The sequence below is a fragment of the Thermostichus sp. MS-CIW-38 genome, assembly GCF_054058415.1.
Genome location: NZ_JBSSAH010000029.1, coordinates 1 through 19,895, shown reverse-complemented (window position 1 = coordinate 19,895; position 19,895 = coordinate 1). Strand labels below are relative to the sequence as shown.

15 protein-coding genes and 1 pseudogene are annotated in these 19,895 nt (G+C 53.6%); 9 read left to right on the top strand and 7 right to left on the bottom strand.

Annotated elements, in window-relative coordinates; translation table 11 throughout:
• Positions 1 to 15: 15 nt before the first annotated feature.
• Positions 16 to 1,458 (bottom strand): hemolysin family protein, encoded by a 1,443-nt coding sequence (locus ACVWXZ_RS10325; protein WP_457482493.1) that lies wholly within the window; start codon positions 1,456 to 1,458, stop codon positions 16 to 18.
• 235 nt (positions 1,459 to 1,693) lie between these two features.
• Positions 1,694 to 1,816, bottom strand: coding sequence for a PepSY domain-containing protein (locus tag ACVWXZ_RS10320; protein ID WP_414329089.1), 123 nt, complete (start codon positions 1,814 to 1,816; stop codon positions 1,694 to 1,696).
• A gap of 525 nt (positions 1,817 to 2,341) precedes the next feature.
• Here ACVWXZ_RS10320 and ACVWXZ_RS10315 point away from each other — a divergent pair.
• Both ACVWXZ_RS10315 and ACVWXZ_RS10310 read left to right on the top strand, forming a co-directional pair.
• Complete coding sequence (locus tag ACVWXZ_RS10315) at positions 2,342 to 3,262, top strand: branched-chain amino acid transaminase (protein ID WP_011432133.1); 921 nt, start codon at positions 2,342 to 2,344, stop codon at positions 3,260 to 3,262.
• A 65-nt stretch (positions 3,263 to 3,327) separates the two neighbouring features.
• Positions 3,328 to 3,846 carry a phosphoribosyltransferase gene (locus ACVWXZ_RS10310; RefSeq protein ID WP_414329088.1) on the top strand — a complete coding sequence of 173 codons (519 nt, stop codon included), beginning with the start codon at positions 3,328 to 3,330 and terminating at the stop codon, positions 3,844 to 3,846.
• A gap of 23 nt (positions 3,847 to 3,869) precedes the next feature.
• Here ACVWXZ_RS10310 and ACVWXZ_RS10305 read toward each other — a convergent pair whose 3' ends face one another.
• Positions 3,870 to 5,198 carry a hypothetical protein gene (locus ACVWXZ_RS10305; protein WP_457482492.1) on the bottom strand — a complete coding sequence of 443 codons (1,329 nt, stop codon included), beginning with the start codon at positions 5,196 to 5,198 and terminating at the stop codon, positions 3,870 to 3,872.
• 61 nt (positions 5,199 to 5,259) lie between these two features.
• The gene (locus ACVWXZ_RS10300; RefSeq protein WP_457482491.1) at positions 5,260 to 8,214 is read right to left on the bottom strand and encodes an O-linked N-acetylglucosamine transferase family protein; all 2,955 of its coding nucleotides are present in this window, start codon (positions 8,212 to 8,214) and stop codon (positions 5,260 to 5,262) included.
• A 285-nt stretch (positions 8,215 to 8,499) separates the two neighbouring features.
• Between ACVWXZ_RS10300 and ACVWXZ_RS10295 the strand changes: the two are divergent.
• The 4 genes and pseudogenes from ACVWXZ_RS10295 to ACVWXZ_RS10280 form a co-directional block, all read left to right on the top strand.
• Positions 8,500 to 8,628, top strand: a pseudogene (locus ACVWXZ_RS10295) (MerR family DNA-binding transcriptional regulator); the annotation flags it as partial.
• 403 nt (positions 8,629 to 9,031) lie between these two features.
• Complete coding sequence (locus ACVWXZ_RS10290; RefSeq protein WP_457482490.1) at positions 9,032 to 9,685, top strand: type IV pilin protein; 654 nt, start codon at positions 9,032 to 9,034, stop codon at positions 9,683 to 9,685.
• A 719-nt stretch (positions 9,686 to 10,404) separates the two neighbouring features.
• A complete protein-coding gene (locus tag ACVWXZ_RS10285) occupies positions 10,405 to 11,361 on the top strand; it encodes an O-linked N-acetylglucosamine transferase, SPINDLY family protein (RefSeq protein WP_457482489.1) in 957 nt (318 codons plus the stop codon).
• A 466-nt stretch (positions 11,362 to 11,827) separates the two neighbouring features.
• Positions 11,828 to 12,316 carry a hypothetical protein gene (locus ACVWXZ_RS10280; RefSeq protein ID WP_457482488.1) on the top strand — a complete coding sequence of 163 codons (489 nt, stop codon included), beginning with the start codon at positions 11,828 to 11,830 and terminating at the stop codon, positions 12,314 to 12,316.
• Here ACVWXZ_RS10280 and ACVWXZ_RS10275 read toward each other — a convergent pair.
• On the bottom strand, positions 12,313 to 14,532 hold the full coding sequence (locus ACVWXZ_RS10275; protein WP_457482487.1) for a serine/threonine protein kinase: 2,220 nt from the start codon (positions 14,530 to 14,532) through the stop codon (positions 12,313 to 12,315). The two genes, ACVWXZ_RS10280 and ACVWXZ_RS10275, sit on opposite strands and share 4 nt — an antisense overlap.
• A gap of 369 nt (positions 14,533 to 14,901) precedes the next feature.
• Here ACVWXZ_RS10275 and ACVWXZ_RS10270 point away from each other — a divergent pair, with 369 nt between their 5' ends.
• From ACVWXZ_RS10270 to ACVWXZ_RS10260, 3 genes are all read left to right on the top strand, one after another.
• The gene (locus ACVWXZ_RS10270) at positions 14,902 to 15,870 is read left to right on the top strand and encodes an NAD(+) kinase (protein WP_414415615.1); all 969 of its coding nucleotides are present in this window, start codon (positions 14,902 to 14,904) and stop codon (positions 15,868 to 15,870) included.
• A 59-nt stretch (positions 15,871 to 15,929) separates the two neighbouring features.
• A complete protein-coding gene (locus ACVWXZ_RS10265) occupies positions 15,930 to 16,568 on the top strand; it encodes a histidine phosphatase family protein (RefSeq protein WP_457482486.1) in 639 nt (212 codons plus the stop codon).
• Positions 16,569 to 16,632: 64 nt separating this feature from the next.
• Positions 16,633 to 17,592 carry a patatin-like phospholipase family protein gene (locus ACVWXZ_RS10260; RefSeq protein WP_457406911.1) on the top strand — a complete coding sequence of 320 codons (960 nt, stop codon included), beginning with the start codon at positions 16,633 to 16,635 and terminating at the stop codon, positions 17,590 to 17,592.
• Positions 17,593 to 17,696: 104 nt separating this feature from the next.
• Here ACVWXZ_RS10260 and ACVWXZ_RS10255 read toward each other — a convergent pair whose 3' ends face one another.
• Positions 17,697 to 18,740, bottom strand: coding sequence for a DUF58 domain-containing protein (locus ACVWXZ_RS10255; protein ID WP_457482485.1), 1,044 nt, complete (start codon positions 18,738 to 18,740; stop codon positions 17,697 to 17,699).
• Between the two features lie 264 nt (positions 18,741 to 19,004).
• A partial coding sequence (locus tag ACVWXZ_RS10250; protein ID WP_457482484.1) for a DegT/DnrJ/EryC1/StrS family aminotransferase occupies positions 19,005 to 19,895 on the bottom strand: 891 nt, incomplete at its 5' end.

Genomic DNA, 19,895 nt, shown 5'->3' with positions numbered 1-19,895 from the left:
TCCTCTCCAGCAGGTTTATGGACGGGTTTTTGCCGTTTGCGCCGGGGGGAGCAGCGGCAGGGAGTTTGCCGGAGTGCCAGAACGACGGGCTACCTTCACCCGATCCACCCGTGGCCCCTCCATGCGCACCACCTGAAACTCCATGTCTTGGTAGGTGAACTTTTCCCCAGCACGCGGGATCTTCTGCATGTGGTAAATCAGAAAGCCCCCCAGCGTCTGGTAATCCTCGTGCAGGGGCAGGTTGAGGCCACAGCGCTCGTTGATCTCTTCAACATCCAACTGAGCCTGAATGAGCAGGGTATTTTCGTCGAGTTCTTGAATGTCCGGCTCCTTGGTGTTGGGATCCGGGCCATCGGAGAGCTTGCCGACAATCTCCTCCACCAAGTCTTGAATGGTGATCAGGCCCGCCGTGCCGCCAAACTCATCCACCACCACCACCATCGGCCAGTGGTGCTGCCTCATTTCGGGCAACAGTTCGGCAATCGGCTTGTTCTCCGGCTCAAAGTGGGCCTCGCGGATAAAAGGCGTGATGGGGCTGTGGAGGTCGATGGATCCCTTGGCCAGCTCCCCAATGACTTCCTTGACGTGGATCAGCCCGCGGATGTCATCCAAAGACTCGCCGTAGACCGGGTAACGGGAGTGTCCTGATTCGGCCACCTCGGCCAGCACCTCTTGCACCGTTGCAGTTTCCGGCACCGCGTCGATGCTGGTACGCGGGATCATCACCTCGCTGGCCACCGTCTCGCCGAACTCGAAGATGTTGCTCAAAAGCTCTCGCTCTTCCGCCTCAATGTTGCCCGACTCCACCGACGAGGCGATCAGCAGTTGCAACTCCTCCACCGTCATGGTGCTGTAAAAGGAAGTGGCCTCGGGGATGCGGACGCCCAAGATGCGCAGCAGGCAGCGGGAGGAGAAGCGGAGCAGCTCGACAAAAAGGTGGAGGAAGCGGCTTACCAAGCGGTTGAGCCAGGCCAGTTTGAGCGCAATCGGCTCCGAATAGAGAATGGCCAGAGTCTTGGGGATCAGCTCCCCCACCACAATCTGAAAATAGGTGAGCAGCGAAAACACCAACACCACTGCCACCCCTCGAATAAGGGCCGGATCCAGGTTCTGAAGCCAAGCCAACTGCCTCAAGGCCAGAAACAGCGTCGGCGCCACTTGCGTAGCCCCGATCCAGCCCAACAACACACTGGCCAGGGTAATGCCCAACTGGGTGGTGGAGAGGGCATATTCCAGTTGCTCTTGGGCTTTTTGCACAATTGCCGCCTGGCGGTTTCCCTCGCTCGCCAACTGCACCATGCGGGAGCGCCGCGCCGATACCAAGGAAAACTCGACTGCGACAAAGAAAGCGTTGATGACCAGAAGACCGATGACCCAAAGGAGACTAAGCGACGCATCTCCCCACGAAAGCTCAGTGTTGGGGAAAGTAGCCGCCGAGGCTAAAGGGGGGTCGTCCATCAGGGGGAGCAGCAAGACGGATAGACAGCATTCTAGCTCAGCCTGACCCCACCACCTGTCCCTAGCCAGCTGTCGAACCGGCTTCAGCCATCAGGCAGCTACCGTGTAGACGCTTTCCCCATGCCCAAAAGGAAAGGGATCCCCGGCTTTCGCAGTTCTCATTCATCAAGCAGTAACAGCTACAACCTTTTCCGGCAACGCTCACCCCCGCCTAGGCAAGGGCACCTCCTGAGTGCTAATCGTCGATATCGACAATGTCACCGGTAGTGGCATCGATCTTGACTTCAATATCGTTGGTAAATTTCACTTCCCAAACTAGGCGCCCATGTTTAAGCTCCAACTCATCTTTTTTGATCATTTTTTGATCACGGCATTGGGCACGGCAGATCGAGCGATCTGAATGGCTTCCTCAATGGGGATATCTGGAGCAAAAGATTGGGCAAAAGCAGCCCTCCGGCTCCCACCCGTCGACAGCATCGGGCTAGCGGGGGACAAAATGCGAAGCAAAAGTAAGGAAGCAATCGAAAGTTTTGCAGGCTTTATTTACAGCTGCTTGAGCAACCACCTCCTTACCCTACCACCCTGAGACCAAAGAAGCCTTGCCACAAGGAGCATTGCTGCCTTCGCAAGGAGTTCACCCCCTTTGCGTCATAGGGTGTAGCTGCTCGGCCCCTCTTCAGCTACGAACTGTTTGCTTCTCCAATCCAGCCCTCTCGGAAACTGACTGGCTAAACAACGCTGCTGCGGGGGAGAAATACCTCTACACCTATCCCGCGTGCTGCTACTACAGGCAGGGAAGTCATGCCGACGTTGGAGCTCCCGGCACTGCACGAATCGGTGATAATATTCCTACCTCTCATTCCTACCCCGGTGGGTGCCGACCATGCCAGATTTTCTGCCCTACGCCTACTTTCAGGGCCAGATTGTCCCCTTTGCTGAGGCGAAGATCTCCATTGCCACCCATGCTCTGCACTACGGGACAGCGGCGTTCGGCGGCCTACGCGGGATCCCTGATCCGCAAAACCCGGATCAAGTTCTGGTGTTCCGTCTGGATCGCCATTGCCGACGACTGAGTCAAAGCGCCCGCCTGCTCTGTTTTGATCTCCCTGCTGAACGGATTGAGCAGGTGATCGTCGAGCTGATCCGAAAAAACCGTCCCTCCACGTCTTTCTACATCCGCCCCTTGGTGTACACCTCCGACCTAGGCATCTCGCCGCGGCTGCACAACATTGAGAAAGACTTTTTCGTGTACGGCTTGGAACTGGGGGACTACCTCTCGCCAGAGGGAGTCAGTTGCCGCATCAGCTCTTGGGCCCGGCAAGAGGATCGCAGCCTACCATTGCGGGGCAAGATCACCGGCGCCTACATCACTTCCTCTTTGGCCAAAACCGAGGCGGCGCAGGCTGGCTATGACGAGGCCATTTTGATGAACTCCCAGGGCAAAGTGAGCGAAGCCTCGGGCATGAACATCTTCATCGTGCGCAATGGCGTGCTGATTACCCCCAGCTTCGACCAAGATATCTTGGAAGGGATCACCCGCGACAGTGTCCTCACCCTGGCCCGTGATCTGGGGATCCCTACCCAAGAACGGCCTGTCGATAAGTCGGAGCTGTTGATTGCCGATGAAGCTTTCCTGACTGGCACTGCTGCCAAGATCACCCCCATTCGCCAGATCGAGCAGTACGTCCTGCCCCCCTCCCGCCCCATCACCGAGCAGTTGCGGCAGAAGCTGACGGCAATTACCGAAAATCGGGATCCCGTCTATGCCCATTGGGTGAAGGTGATCCCTCTGAAAGAAAGCTAGTCCCTAGTCGAGGGGAGAAGCGTCATTATTAAACTGAGCACTCTAGATGGGTAGAGGGGGATCCCTTGCACGAAATTTCCATTACCTGGGCCGACTACCACCGCAAAATCGAGGAGTTGGCCGTCAAAGTCTACGAAAGCGGGTGGGAATTTAACCAAATCGTCTGTATTGCCAAGGGGGGGCTGCGCATTGGCGATACCTTGGCCCGTCTTTTCGACCTGCCCCTGGCTATTCTCTCAGCCTCTTCCTACTCTGGGCCCGGTAACCGCCAGCGGGGGCAACTGACCTTCTCGCGGGATCTAGCCATGACCACCGCCAACCTGGGCAGCCACGTGCTGTTGGTGGACGATCTGGCAGACTCTGGCATGACCCTAAAGCGCTCTGTCCACTGGCTCAAGCACCACTACGGCTTCTACATCGAGGAGATCCGCACCGGCGTACTGTGGTACAAGGCCGCCTCCGTCTATCAACCCGACTACTATGTGGACTATTTGCCGGATAACCCTTGGATCCACCAGCCCTTTGAGCCCTACGAGCAGATGACGCCCCAGCAGTTGATGCAATTGCTACGCTCTTCCGGTTAACTTTTCTTTATCACCTCAGGGCTCTAACCAGTAGGAAACTCGAAGCGGGGCAGCTTATCCAGGGCAGGCTGGATCCCTGCGGGGATTCGCTCGTGAGTAAGGGGGTAGTAGTAATCAACCCGAGCCAGTAGTCGCTTCCACTGCTCAGAGTTAAGAGTTTTAACCAAAGAAATAGACGGCTCAACGCTTAACTCGTGTCCCAAATCCATAAGCTCGATAGTAACGTTAGCTGCTGCGGCTTCCAGAACTGACTCCGCCATCCCGTAGTCTGGCTCTGCAGACATGATCAAAGCGTAATGCTGAGGATTGGAACTAAGCAGAATAGACTTTAGTAAAGGCTCCAAGCTTGCAGTAACTGATTCCCGAAGATTTGGATCCCAATCGGGAAAAAGAGCTAGATTAATCTGGCTTAGATAAATCCCTAAAGTAGTAAAACTCAGTTGCTCTGCGGAAGCAGGCGTCAAGCTTTGCTTCTGGTGTTCCAGCGAGGCATCGCTAAACTTTAAGCTCATTTCAATTTTCTCATCTTCAGTGGTCAATAGTACATGCCTTCCCTCTCTTTTACTATGGCTGGTTAGGTGTATGATAGAAATAGGAGTGTGAGGTAGGTAAGGCTCAACAAGTAGGTTTTGCCTTGGATCCCATTTTGGCAGTCCGTAGTGACAAGTCCAATTGCAATAGGCAGGTAGAAGTTCTGTTTCCTTAAGTAGCCCATCTAGATAGACCGCTACATTTAGAGCGAGTTGATCGGTTATGATAGAAGGTCTTCTAGCTAAAGCTTGAGAAAGCCGAAAGTCCCAAAGATCCCAGTGCTTGGCAGTATAGGACATTGCAAAAACACCAGCATTAAGGAGGGGGTACGTATGTAAGTCCTCGACACTCAGACTGGGAAAGTGGTATCTGTAAGCTTCACTAAGATCAATTAGGTAATCTTTTGGGCCATAGAGTAATCTATTCCCTCGGTCAATCTCCGGAACAATAGCTAGCCCTCGCTTTTTGCTTCCCTGGATGAGCAAGTCAATCCCGAACCAATCCTGAACCCAAGCATCTGCGTCAATCCAAATATAAACTTCATAGTCTGGAAAGTACCTACGTAGCCGGGGCCGAGCTAGTAATCCCCGCAGATAAGAAGGCACACTCTCAACTCCAGCAAAGTTATAGTTCCAATCCGGCTCAACAATGTAATTGACGTGTTTTGAAAGCCAGTCTACTTGCTCAGGGGTACAGCCCAAATCGAAGAAGCCTATCTCAACAGATTTACCCTGCTCCTTACCTCGGATGGAAAGAACAGTTCCCTGCACTAGATCGAAGAACTTGGAGTCGGCTGCAGTGATAATAACTACTGATTTCATACCAAAAGATAGTTAGGGAGGTAGGAATTGCCTAGAACCAGACAACTTTTTTTATTTTAATTTACTTGGTCGCAATTATGTTTAGACTAACAGGTTTACCGAAAACAACCATTTCACTACAGTCATTAAATAAGCCGAACCGATCTACCTTGCGGATAATCCGAAAGCCTGCCTGAGTCAGCAACATGAACAGATATTCCCACGAGAGACCAACTTTGTGATAGTCATACTCATCTGTCTGTTCACCAAACATCATGCGCATAATACTAAATCGCTGCTCGGCGGAAGCTCCTTCCTCCATATAAAGGTGACAAAGAGTAGGTAAGTCAGGAACACTAATCATTAACTGGCCACCGAAATGTAAAACTCGATGCCACTCTTTGAGAACAACAGGCAATTCTCGCACATAGTCGAAGTGCTCCAGAACGTGGGAGGCGTAGATGGCTTCTACGGAGTTGTCTTCAAATTGACTGAGATCCATAGCGTTGCCAACGTAATCCACGTACTCTCTTGGTTGGATGTCTAGGATCTTCCAGTCTGGATGGGGATCTTTTCCCCCGACATGAAGGCGGATACGCTGACTGACCTGGAGTCTAGGTTCACCCCCGTCTAGAGGAGGAACCTGGTCGATAATCTGATGTTTATGAGCCAGATCAAAATAGGTTTTTTCAATAGCCATAGCCAAACGTTTTGGATCCCAGATGATCGACCTACTGTAGGACTCTCGAATAGTCTGTTTGGCCTTGGCCAGTCGCTCTGGATTGTTAGCCAGCTGGATTCCTCGCTCAATAAATTCTTCAACTGACCAGGTAATACAGTCATCAAGACCTATATTCCTAAGTAAGCTATAGCTCATTCGACCAAAATAATGTCTGCCAACCAAGGTCAACACCGGCAAACCCATATACAAGGCCTCCATCGTGTGAGTGGCGCCTGTGTATGGAAATGTATCTAGCATTAGATCAAACAGCCCCAGCTGACCGCGGTGTAGACCCGTATACTCCGTTCTAGCTAGAAAGCGAACTCGATCCTCCACTCCTAGCGCTCTAGCTCTTTTCCGGTACATTTCAATCATTGATGGAGCTTCTCCCTTGCCTTTCACAACCAGTATCGAGTTAGGGGAGTTTAGCAAGACTTGTAGGTGAGCTTCCACACATTGATCATTGCGCTTGTATGCATGAGCAGCCGTAAAGAGAAGAACATTTTCAGAGGTAACACTCAGGGCTCTAGAAAATACCTGATGATCTTGAGGATCTACAGCAAAGTGATTGACAGCTGCATAAGCAGGCAATCGAACTAATTCCTCGCGATAATCATCTTGAGCTTCATCGGGAAGCAGGTATGGATCAACAAAGAAATAGTCTAGGGATTGCAGGCCAGAAGAATCTCCCCCTAGCCAACTGCACTGGATAGGCGCACAACGGTATGCCATAACGTAGTTACTAACTCGATCTGTCAACGAGTCAAGGTGAACAAGAATATCGAGATTATCACCCCTTATTATTTCCAGAATTTCTTTTATGCTCAGGTTTTTAGAAAGATGACGGAAGTGAGCTTTGTGAGATATAAAGCTTTGGTAAATAGGGTCAATAGAGAGAAGTTCTTCTGTTGCCAGGCCCATCAAGTAGTAATAGTAGACTTCTACTCTCTCAGGATCATGAGAAGCTAGCACCTGATGAGACATAACGCCCACTGAGTGGCTCATGAAACATATGCCCAGATAGCCTATCCTTAGCTTTCGGAAAGACGCTCCTCTGTGCTCAGTGGCCAGACTTCTGAGTTCGCTGTTGAGTTCGCTGTCTAAGTTATCCAAGCATAAATCTTTTCGATACGATAAGAGAATAAGTTGAAGTATATCTGCAGAGAGGTTGGTTAGCTTTCGTATAGCTTTCCTGTCATCACTGATGTAGTTGATAAAAAAGCATACAGAAAACATGAAAGCTCGGGCAAGATTCTGAATGTTATCATCTACCGGTTCTTGGTTGAGAAGCTTGTCCCTTATAGATTGCAGACTTTCCAATGGCCATAGGTTTAGAAACTTGTCAATCACAAGCCTTACTTTGTCTGTGAGAGCGGCTTTAGCAAACAGCGCCATAGCATTTTCTAGTAAGTAGATAAAGCTGGCAGATCTTTCATCTTCTTCCGAGGCAAGCGAAAGCAGCTTTTCAGCTACAACTGAGTAGCCTAGGCTTGTCGATTCTTCCATTAGCATGGAAATTAACTGGATCCCACAGCCAGTTAGCCAATCCTTTGGTGTAGAGAACTTCTTGTAAGATTCGGATCTTTCAGGAAGGTAAATTTCTGATAGCAGAGACAATGCTGCCATGATCGAGCGGTGCTGTGGCTGCGGAGTCTTTTGAGCAAAGGCTTCTAAGAGATCAAAAAAGATCTCAAGATATCCCTCATCTAGTAGGTTGCGAACAACATCTAGAAAGAGAATTTCTTGCGATAAGTCAGTAATTTCTAAACCAGAGCTTATGCTTTCAGCTACTGCGGAAGAGTAAGCAAGAATTGCTAGTTCGTCTTCTCGTTTAATTGCGTCATAGAGCAAAAGTAGGTTATTGGATTTTTGCAGGGGATCTAGCTCAAAAATAAGTTCTCTTATTTTTAGCGACTGGTCATAAGTGATCTTTGATTGGTAAACAGGCTGCTTGCCAGATAAGGAGGCAATTTCTTGGGCTACCTCGAGCATTAGTGAGATCAGCTCCTCTCGGCTGATTAAAGAAACATTCAATAAAGCCATGTAGAGGGAGTAGGCTTTTCTAGGCTCCACGTATAAAAGTCTACGAATTGCCATTTGTGTGGCTTCTTGGTGCGTTTCTAAAGTCTCTTCCCAGACAATGTTGGATTCGGGGTAGATAACTTTTGTTAGGGCTTGCCCCCATTCTGAAGGAGAGAGAGTGCCGACATAGACCCTAACCCAATCTCGGAAGTCTATTTCAGAGCAAGCAAGGGCAGCTCGTCCCTGAGCAGCAATCTCATCTATAACAGCGGAGTTAGAGGGTAACATTGACATAGGCAGGCAGTAGGACTGGTTGGCCTGATTATGCCACGACTGTAGGAGTTGGGCTAAGCGGGTTTAGCTAGGCTGGTTATGGCCTTCCCTGGCTTTCAGGCCAGCTCTGTGGCTAACCTGACCCCCATGCTGCCCTGGGCTGCCCTGGAGATCAAACGCTGCAGGAGACGCACTTGGCAGGCAGTTGCCTAGGGCACAACCCCACCAGGCGAGCATGACTCTAGTCAATGATACGCTGGACTATACTGAAAATAATGTACAGTATGTTCAGTATGGCTGCTTGGTATGGCTAGGTATGTAAAACCGAGAGAAGCGGCGGATTATTTTGGGGTGTGTCTCCACACTTTGAGGCGATGGGAACAGAAAGGCTGGATCAATGCAATACGTACACCATCCGGTAGGGCGAGCATGTTTCTAACCTTCAAAATCCTGAACTTTGCTGAATTTACTGAGCTTTAGGCGGTTTGACAAAAGTCACTGAGAGGGATATGCTAGACTAAGCTTCCAATCCTTGAGTCAACCGCAACGGTTGCCGGGAAGTGAAGAGGAAGTGCTCTGGGGTATTCCTCAGGGCTTTGCGGGATACCGCCTTTCTGTTCGAACTCCGTCCCGCTAGCGCGAACGGAAATGGACAGAATGCTATCGCCTCACTGCTGAGCAGTAATGCTCAGCAGTGTTTAGCGTAAATGTATCAGTCCTCCTCTGGAAGTGCTCGCAGAGATTTGTCTTTAGGATGTTATGAGCTCGGCTGACAGTGGGTAGGCTAGTACTGGCAAGTGAAGGCCAGCATAAATCTAGCAAGGAGAGGTACTGGATCATGAGTGCAAAGCTTCGTCAATCTCTGCTCCGTGCGAAAATCTCGCAGTTTCTGCTCTCTAGGGCTAAGGGCTTTACCCTGATCGAGCTATTAGTCGTCATTGTGATTGTGGGTGTCTTGAGTGCAATCGCAATTCCACAGTTTCTCAACCAGATTCGTCGCTCTCGTGTGGCAGAGGCGCAGGCTGCCCTGACTGATGTCGCTCGCGGCTCAGAGGCCTATCGCCTGGACTGGACCAACTACCCTACAGCGTATTCAGTGATTGCTCGGGGTTGTAATAGCAATTGGTGCGGCCCAATCAAAGACAAGTACCAGAATGATCCCTGGTCTGCCCCCAACTACGGCGCTCCTGCTATGTTAGCCGATACTCCTGCCCAGCGCGGCCTGATCCTTGCGGTTCTGGGTAATACAGCGGTGAACCCTGCTTATGTAAACGCGGGTGGGAACCCCATTCTCTGCGAGCTTGGCCTTGGGAAGGGGGAGAAGGTTATAGCCACTGGCAGCCCCTACTACGTTGGAAAGTCTTGTAATGTCTTCGCTGATGACGATTCAGGTGTAGGTATAGACGCCGGCGGCTTGGAGATGGATCCCTATGGTACAGGCACCGATGAGGAGTATGACCTGACTGACTCGACCGCTACAACATCATTTTAATTAGTGGTCTATCTCCAATTCCTAGGGCTCCAGAAAGGGGCCCTTTTCTGTTTCTAAAGTCATTGTCTCTCTAGTTTGCTCGGCTCTAGAATGAGACAGGGCGAGCTAGAAGTAAGACGGTTGGCTTAACAGTCCGGAGGGTTTGAAAACAGGGAGCGAAATGTTCTGTCTTGTGCATCTGCTGCGTTGTGCATCTGCTGCGTCTGTTGAAGTAAGATAGCCAAAGAATTCATCCTTGGATGATAAAAGCTACAGATGATTTGGATGTAAACTACCCGACCCTGACTGCTTCACAGTACGGGACAGGCTTTTAGTAGCCCTGCAGTTGGCAAGCCAACCACGGACCTCTGGGGTGGTTTACTGCACCCCCAATCGACTGTTACCAGTGCCCTAAACAGCTGTTTCTGGTGTTCGCAATATTAGTATAACACAAAGCAAATAAAGTTGTACATTCTCCCAACACTGACTTTATGAGTACAGCGCGGGGCTCCTGCGATTTCTAGCTGAAAGCGAAGCTCCACAGCCTCGAGTCCTTCTCAGCTGGCCAATTGCCCCCGACTATGTTCCACCTCCTGTTTTCTCTCGTCGGCAGGTGACTTTATGTCCGAAAGGAAAGCTCGGAAGGCGTGTGGGATTCTCCCCTGCTCCACAGGATTTAGTTAACTGCCCAGCGGAAGTTTCAAGTTTTCGCTTATCACTTGGATCCCAGAACCGATTTCATGACAGACCGGTATCGTCAATATGCCGATGTGTTTCGACACATTCCCACCCGACTTGAGGATGCAGCCCGACAAATCCTGCAGGATCAGCTAGATATTTTGGTGTATTTGGAGATTGGTCTTTCACCTCTTATTCTGCAACTGGCTTCCCTGCGACTGGCACCGATACAGTGCTCCACTTGGGCTCATCCTATAACTTCTGGACTTTCTACGATTGACTATTTCCTCTCCAGCGATTTAATGGAGCCAGAGGATGCTCAAGAACATTATAGTGAAACCCTGATTCGTTTACCTCATTTGGGCACTTGCTTCGAAAAGCCGGTTTTGCCTCAGCAAAAGCGCTATCGAGAGGATTTCGGCCTGCGCAGAAACGCAGTGGTTTACCTAACTTGTCAATACTTGGGTAAATATCTGCCCCAATACGACTATCTTTTTGCCGCTATTGCTCAGCGAGTGCCCAACGCTCAATTTGTTTTTTTGGCTCTACCCAATGCTGCTATTGCCCGACAATTTCGGGAACGGCTCACCCGGGCTTTTTCTTTGTATGGCCTCAATGTAGAAGACCACTGCCTGATCCTGCCCGGATTGGATTATCAAGACTACTTGGATCTCAACCGCTGTGCCGATCTTATGTTAGATTCCTATGGCTGGTCAGGTGGGATCACCACCTTAGAGGCCGTTGCGGTCGGATTGCCTGTGATCACTTGCCCTGGAAAGCTGATGCGGGGGCGGCATACCTATGCCATTCTCAAAAGAATGGAGCTGGACAGCTTAATTGCCTCGGATCTGAAAAGCTATGAGGATTTGGCCGTAAAACTGGGATCCGATTCTGAGTTTCGCTACCACATGGCTGAGGAGGTTCGGCAGCGATGCCACCTACTCTTCGAAGATCGAGAATGTGTGGCAGCCCTGGCCCATTTCTTCCTCACCAGGAAGCCCGACGCCAGTAGTGGTTAGCCCACTGCGAAAAAGGGTTTTGCTCTGGATCCCTTCCTGAGGACAAAATTGGCTCAACGGCCCCACTACGCCCTTGAAGCTCCCTTCTCGAGGTCAACAGCGGAACAGCCCCCCCAGGCCGGTGCAAGCCTAAACGTGGGAAAATCCTGTCAGTGATCTGCATTTTGCTGAGAATTGCTCAGAGCATCGTAATCTAGAGGAACATTGACATCCGGTGTCCGGAGGAGTGCTTATGCCAGGGCCAGCATCGAATGCTTCTAGAGCTCCGCAGGGATCCCTGCAGAGGGTTTTCTTGGGCCTTTTGGCCTCAGCTGCGGTTTTGGCAGGCTGTGGAGGAAGTGGAGGGAGTACAATACCGCCTCTGGTGAACGTCTGCGAACAAGCCTTCAGTCCAGGCCTTTTTGCATCGATTGGTCTGCGCCGACAGGGGGATAGGCGCAGTGGAACCTTGGGGCCGAATAGCCTTTTGGAGTATTATTTTGATGAGAGGGGCAATATTCAAAATGCCCGGGAATTCCCACCCCCTCCCGGCACGTTTACCTTCTATTCAGATGCGTTTCTTTACTTTCCCTCTGCAGCCAACGTTACCGGGGTTACAATCCGGCTGACCAGCCCGGTTTTCGACCCGCTATTGGTCATCGGCAGCTATGACAGCAACCGGAGATTGGATCCTGACGTTTTTGTAAATGATGATGCTGCCCCTGGCAACTTTACCACCTCTCAGCTAACCATCCCCGTGCGGCAAAACCGCTGCTACTTGCTCCGGGTGGAAAGCTACTGGGCGCAAAATGCCTCTCCAGCCGCTGGGCCGGGCAGCCCTGGGCGAGGCCCTTACACCATCGAAGTTGTGAGCGAAAGCTTTGCTGCTCCTCCTCCACCGCCTCAACGGCAACAGAAACCGGAGGATAGAGAAAACGGCGGTGGCGGTGATCGGGGAGGAGGCGTAAGTATTTAGCTCTGCCGTGTGAGCCTAATGGCGAAGCTGGCGCTACCACAGGTAGCCGTTCCTCGAATCGAGCGCCCGTCAGCGCTGACAGTGCCGCTCCAAGTGATGGTTGGGGTGCCACTACCCGCTGCCTTACCGCTGACAGAAAGTTGGTTGCCGATGAGCTGGCCACTGCGTTCGGAAAAGCTGAGAGAGGAAACGCTGATCTGGTTGCCCTCCTGACGAATGGAGACGGTTTCCTGGACGCCAGCCGCAACATTGACCTTGCACAGGGATCCCTGCCAGATAAAGGCTCCTCCTTCATAAAGCCACTCGCCGCTTAGGGCAAGCTCTGCCGCAGGTGTTGGCGTTGCTGGGGCAGGTGTGGCAGTGGGAGTGGGGGATGGAGTCGGGGTGGGGGTAGGAGTACGAGGGACAAGCGGGGTGAATCGAGGGATAGGGGTAAGCGTCGGTGTCGGAGTGGGTGTTGGCGCTGGAGTCGGGGTGGGCGTCGGTCTCGGAGTGGGTGTTGGCGCTGGAGTCGGGGTGGGTGTCGGTGTCGGAGTGGGCGTCGGCGTCGGCGTCGGGGTGGGCGTCGGTGTCGGAGTGGGCGTCGGCGTCGGCGTCGGGGTGGGCGTTGGCACCGGAGTGGGTGTTGGTGCTGGAGTCGGGGTGGGTGTCGGCGTTGGAGTGGGAGCAGGTTCGAGTGTAGGTGTTGGGGTTACTTCAGCGGTAGGGATCGGATCCGGTTCTTCCCGGCTATCGCGGATCGTTGGGCGTGGCCACAGCAAAAAGGCGGCCAGCAAAGCCATAACGCCCAGGGATCCCCCGGCCAAAACCCACTTCAGGTTGCTGTCGGAAGGTTGCAGAACCGTTTGGGGGGCAGCTTGCCGCAGAGGGCGAGTGCGGGGAGTATCGGTTCGTGCCGGCGTGGCAGGGCGAGCGACGGGGGGATCCTGAACGGTCGGGAGAGCGTTGCTGGCTGGGATCACTGTGGAGGGCGTTTTGGGAGTTTCATCCTCACTTTGGGGGGAGGGATCCGGTGTTTCCGGCGAAGCTTCTGCTGAGGAGGGTTCCCGCTCGGTGATGTAATAGGGGATCCCTGCACCTGGGGAGGGGGGAGAGACCGGCTCATCTTCGATGAGATCCAGATCCTCATCGCGGATATCTTCAAAGGCTCCAGAAGCCGATCCTGTATTGCGGGTGGCTTGGATCGGTGGCTTGGACTTAGAAGAGGGTGGAGCATCCTGTTGAGGCTTGGCACTGCCGGTGGGCAGGATCACAGTGCTGGCTTGGCCACTAGAGAGTTGGGTGGTTGCCGTCAGGTCATAGGCTTGCAGCAGTCGTTCCCCCAGCTCCCGCATCGTTTGCGGTCGTTCGTCTGGGTTTTTTTTCAGGCAATCCATCACCACGGCTGCTAAAGGGGGTGGGATCGGCTGGGGGGCTGCCTTCGGGTTGATCTCGATTGGGCTTTCGTAGCAATGGGCGTGGATCCAGCTGTGCAGGGAGTCGGTTTCCAGCTGAAAGGGCATGGATCCCGTCAGCATCTCGTAGAGCACTACCCCAAAGGAGTAGATATCCGAGCGGGCATCCAAGGCTTTGCCCCGTATCTGTTCGGGAGAGGCGTAGCGAGCTGTGCCGATAAATCCTCCCCCTTTTTGGGTGCCCAGGCTGAGGGTGTGATCCGCCAGGGTTTTGGCCACGCCAAAGTCGAGGATTTTCAGTTGGGGGATAAGCTTGCCATTTTGAAAAACTTGCTCGATGAAGAGGTTGCTGGGTTTGATGTCGCGATGGATAACGCCTCGAATCTCGCGACCCTCTACCTTGGCCTGAAACGTGTGGGCAAAGTGCAGCCCCTCACAGGCCTGCAAGGCTAGTCGAACGGCTTGTCGAACCGGCAAAGCCCCTTTTTCTCGGATCAGCTTGCCCAGATCCTGCCCCTTGAGGTACTCCATCACCAAGTAGGCCTGCTCCCCCTCTTGGCCGTGATCCAAAACCTTGACGATGCGAGGATGCTGGCCCAAGAGGGTGCTGACGCGGATCTCTTCGGCAAAGCGACGGCGCAAGTCTGTCTGGAAGTCGCCCCGGCTCAGCAGCATGGGGGCATATAAGATCTTGACAGCTACCTCTTGGCCGTTGTTGTGTAAGTCTAAGGCGCGGAAGACGGATCCCATACCACCGCTACCAATTTCTTGAATCAGCTGGTAGCGGTTGCCCAAAATGCGGTTGGTGAGATCTGCGGTCATGGGTTTGCAGCTTGGAGAAGAGGAATTACAGGGGAAATGTCCATACCATAAACCGAATTGCTGAGGTCTGCACCAGCCTACGCCGGTGGCTGAACTCAGGGATCCGGATTGGGGCCATCTGTTGGAAATGGCGGGGTTTTCAGTTGATTCTTCAAGGTGACTTCTCAGATTTACTTAACTGTTACTTAAAAGTTGTAGAAGAAAGCTCTGGCGGGGGCAGTGACGCTCAAGGGAGAGCTGCGGTGATCGGTTTCACCGTCCAAGAGAACATTTTCTGGTTAACTTTGGGGGGGATAGTCTGGATTATCCTGAGCAATCCCCAGTCTGAAGAAGGGGACAATCGACAGGGATCCCTTGATGAGGTTGACCATGGACTTGGGCTTGGTGGTGATTGCCTACAAAGAGGGGGATCGGGAGAGCAAAGCCGCCTGCCAGAGGTGTGCGGAGCAGTTGCGCCGGCGCGGTGTTACGGTGTTGACAGCTCCCACCGGCTTGCACCACAACCCCTACCCAGTCTTTTTGGAGGCCACCTCGGATCCCATCGATCTGGCGGTGGTGCTGGGGGGAGATGGCTCGGTGTTGGCGGCGGCACGATACCTGGCTCCCCATGGGATCCCGATTTTGCCGATCAAAGCGGGGGGTAGGCTGGGGTTTTTGGCCCAGTCAGAGCGGGTGCTGCAACAGGATCCCTGGGATCGCATTCAGGCAGGGGATTTTTTCTTGCAAGCCCGCATGATGTTGCAAGCCCAGATTTGGGAACAGCCGCAGTTGGGGCAAGGGGATCCCTTGGCCGCCCGTGGAGAGGGAAAGTCGCAAGGCCGTCCGGCCAGCGAAGTCTACTATGCCCTCAATGAGATCTGCCTGAAGCCGATCAACCGAGAGCGGCTGCCCGCCGCGATCATGGAGATCGAGGTCAACGGAGAGATTTTGGATCAGTACCACGGGGATGGCGTGCTGGTGGCCACACCGACGGGATCCACCTCTTACACTCTGGCAGCCAATGGCCCCATCCTCGAGCCCACCCTCGACGCCATCATCATCACCCCTATTTGTCCCCTGAGTTTGTCTAGCCGTCCTATTGTCATCAGCGGCACAGCCAGGGTGGACATTTGGCCTCTTGCCGATCCCGAAGGGTTGACCCGCCTGTGGACAGATGGCGTGTTGGCTCAGTCGGTGAATCCCGGCCAGTGGGTTCACATTCAGCAAGCGCCTACACCAGCCAAGCTGATGATCCTGGAAAAAGATCTCTCCTACTTTCGCACTCTGCGGGAAAAATTGCAGTGGGCGGGCAGCCGCATCTACATCCCCACCACCAACCACCGCCCCGAGGGGGGATAAGGAGAGCTTAAAGTTGGGCAGCTAGAGTGGCAAAGTTCGCTCCCATAAGCATATTTCCCATGAGCCTGAGACTTTACCTCCTTAGACACGGAGAAACCCCCTACAGCCGTTCCGGCAGCTTTTGCGGCGCTCTCGATCCCGACCTCACCCCCGAAGGCAAACAAATGGCAGAAGCCTTTGCCGCAGCCTATGCTGGGATCCCTTGGCAAGCTCTCTACGTCAGCCCAATGCGGCGCGCCTTGGCTACCCTAAGCCCCCTGGCCGAGAAAGTTGGCTTGGAGATGCAGATTCGAGAGGGCCTAAGAGAAATTCACTACGGCGAGTGGGAGGGCAAAACCCACGCTGAGGCGCAAGAAGCCTACCCAGAAGCCTATTGGCGCTGGATGACCGAGCCGGCCTGGAACGCCCCTCCGGGGGGCGAAACCGCCGTGCAAATTGCCAATCGGGCCATGCCGGTTGTGGCCGAGATCCAGGAAAAATGGACAGGCGGCCACGTCTTGATCGTCTCCCACAAGGCCACCATTCGGGTTATTCTCTGCAGCCTGCTGGGCATCGACCTGGGTCGCTACCGGGATCGCATTGAGGTTTTGGCGGCTTCCCTCAGCGTTGTCAAGTTCGACCGCTATGGCCCCCTTCTGGAAATCTTGGGGGAACGCAGTTATCTGCCTTCCGATCTGCGAGAAAGGGCAGGTACCTAATTGTTAGAGGGAGCAAGGTTTAGGATTCTTGAGGTCTTTTGGGTCTCTTTTTGAGGGAGCAATCATGGGCAAAAAACTGGGATTAGCACTGGGCAGCGGCGGAGCGAGGGGATGGGCTCATATTGGTGTGATTCGAGCTCTAGAGCGGGCTGGGATCTCCGTTGACTACATTGCTGGGACGAGCATTGGCGCTTTTGTGGGAGCCATTTATGCAGCGGGAGAACTGGATGAGCTGGAAGACTTTGTGCGAGATCTCAACTGGAAGATGATCCTGTCTTTGTTTGATGTGGTCTTTCCCACCTGTGGCCTTTTGGATGGCAACAAAATTTATGAGCTGCTGACAGAACATTTGCAAGAGCTGTGTATTGAAGAGGCCGGGATCCCCTTTTGTTGTGTGGCTACCGACTTGATCACAGGCCAGGAGGTGCTGTTGCGTTCGGGTAAAATGGCAGATGCCGTGCGGGCCAGCATCTCTATCCCAGGAATTTTCACTCCCTTTCACCACGAAGGGCGCTATCTCGGAGATGGAGGCATTGTCAATCCGGTGCCGGTGCGAGTGGTGCGGGAGATGGGGGCTGATGTTGTCATCGCGGTCAATCTCAACCATGTGGATCCCGCGGATGTGGAGTCGCAACTGGAAGAAACAGAGGTGGAAGAAACCCTTCAACGGCGACAGCGCTTGAATGCTGAAGGAGAAGTGATCGAAGAAGAAACCAACTTCATCACCCGCATTCGCAAACGCTATCAATCCCTACAACAAGGGATCCAAGAAAAAATTAGCCAATGGTTTCCAGATGAGCCCTCTGGTCCCAATATTTTCGACGTTATTGGCAAGACGTTGAACGTGATGGAGCAAATCGTTACCCGCAGTGTTTTAGCCGAACATCCGCCGGATTTGCTCTTACAACCCAAGCTGAGCCAGTATGGGATCTTCGATTTTCATCAAGCAGATCCGATTATTCAGGAGGGCTATCGACAAATGCGGCGGGCCATTCCAGAATTGCGACAAAAGTTGGAGCAGTGAACCACCACTTCTTCAGCAGTTTAACCTAAAGCTTTGCAAGGATCTGCGCCCCCAGCTTTCCAAACAATCCCCGATGGATCCCGCCGTCAAAATGGGTCTGAAGCTCACTCAATTGGGATAAATTGCAACAGCGATCCCGTATGGATGAGATGGGCTGGGACGGATTTTCCATCCTGGTCGGGATGGGCCAGCAGCACACAGCGATCTTGAGGGGTGAGGTCAAACTTGACAGAGGGATCAGGTTCTCTTTCCAGTGGAGGGCTGAGCTGGGGATCCCCGACAAAAGTAAGTCGTGCCAACACGGTCAGCAGGTGATCTTGATGGGCCAGGTCTGACCCAAAAGGAGTCCGCTCTTGTAACGTAACGAGTGCTACCGGGTAACCTTCTCGCATCAAGTAGAAGAGGATCCCGGCACAGCGCTCTACAGCTCGCTCCAACTTGTCTCGATGGATCTCGGGCCTCTCTTTCTGGGGCTGCCAGCGGTTTTCAAAACAGAGGGTGATGGCCTGGGCTCGTGGACGCTCCAACTCCCGCACGATCAGTTGATCCCGTTTGGCCGAGATCTTCCAGTGGACAGAACGCACATCGTCGTGGGGTCGGTAGGGCCGTAAGCTCAGGTAGTCTCCCTCTCGACCAGGCTGGGGGCGCAATTGGTTGCCGCTGCTGAGCTGATCCCACAGCGCCAATCCTTGAACCGGGGCGAGCCGCGGAAACACGATCACCGTTTGGGGATCCCTAATCTCTACCGCCTTGCGGAAGAGTTCAAATGGGAAGCTGGTGGCAACTTCAAAACCCTGCAACTGCCAGGCTCCCCGCCTTGAAAAAGTATGCTGGTAAAAAGTGTCCACCTTGGCACCGGGATCCACCCGCAAAACATAGCTGGAAGGCCAATCTTCCCGCCTCAGCCCCTCAATGCGTTCGCTCACCTGCAACGAGAAGCTGGGCAGGCGCCGTTTGCGATTGACCAGCGTGAGACCCACCAAGACAGGCTGGCCGGCGAAAATGCGGCTAGGCAACTGCCGGCTGACCTCCAGATCTTTGAGGGTGAGATCAGAGAGGGTACCACTGATGAGAATAAGGCTGAGCAGCATCCCCAGCAACAAGTACAGGGGATTGTTGCCGGTGTTGAAAGCAGCAATACTTACCAACAGGGCGATCCCGACAAACCGCCCCCCAATACGGGTGAAGCGGAAGCGGCGCAGAAAACGAACCTGGCGCCTTGATTCCTGCTCTGAGGAGAAGATCCCCAGGTTTCCCGTCTGTTGAAGTAGTGGAAGAACTAGTTTTCGGCTTCGTTTCCACAACACCGCAGTCCCCTCATCACTCCTTCATCCCCGGCCCCTCTCCAAAGGAGAAAGAGGTCTGGAATCTACAAGCTGCTTCAGTGTAATTTGAAATCACCATAACCAGTGCTACGGGCAGGTTTTTTCTGAGAGGATTTCAGCAATGGCCGCAGCCACCCGCTCTTGTTGACAGGTGGTCAACTCAGGAAAACACGGCAAAGACAACACCTGAGCCGCACATAGCTCGGCATTGGGCAGATCCCCCCGCCTGTAGCCCAGCCCTCGGTACACCGGCTGCAGCGGCAACGGCAGAGGATAGTAAACCCGACTGCCAATGCCCCGCTCCTTCAGACCCTGCTGCAAATAGTCCCGCCGCCGCCCATCCGTCGCCTCAGAACCCACCACCCGCACCGTGTACTGGTGCCACACCGAGTTCCCCCCCACCCCCACCTGGGGCAACATCAAGCCCGGGATCCCTTGCAGCAAGCGGTGGTAACACTCCGCAATCCCCTGCCGCCGCCAGTTCCACTCCCGCAGATAAGGCAACTTCACCGAGAGAATCACCGCCTGCAGCGCATCCAAACGACTGTTGAGACCCAAATGCTCGTGGTGGTACGGACGGGTCTGCCCATGCTCCCTGAGAGCCCGCACCCGCCTGGCCAGTTGGGGATCCCGCGTCACCACCGCCCCCCCATCCCCAGCCGCACCCAGATTCTTGCTGGGAAAAAAGCTGAAGCAGCCCACCTCCCCCCAAGTGCCCACCGGCCTGCCCCCCCAACAGGCCCCCACCGCCTGGGCACAATCTTCCACCACCGCCAAGCCGTGCCGCCGGGCAATAGCCAGAATCTGGGTCATGTTGGCCGCCTGCCCAAACAAATGCACCACCACCACCGCCTTGGTGCGGCAGGAGATGCTCCTTTCCAGCAGCTGCGGATCCAGGTTAAAGGTGCACGGATCCACATCCACAAACACCGGACGCGCCCCCACCCGGCTGATGGCGGCAGCCGAGGCAAAAAAACT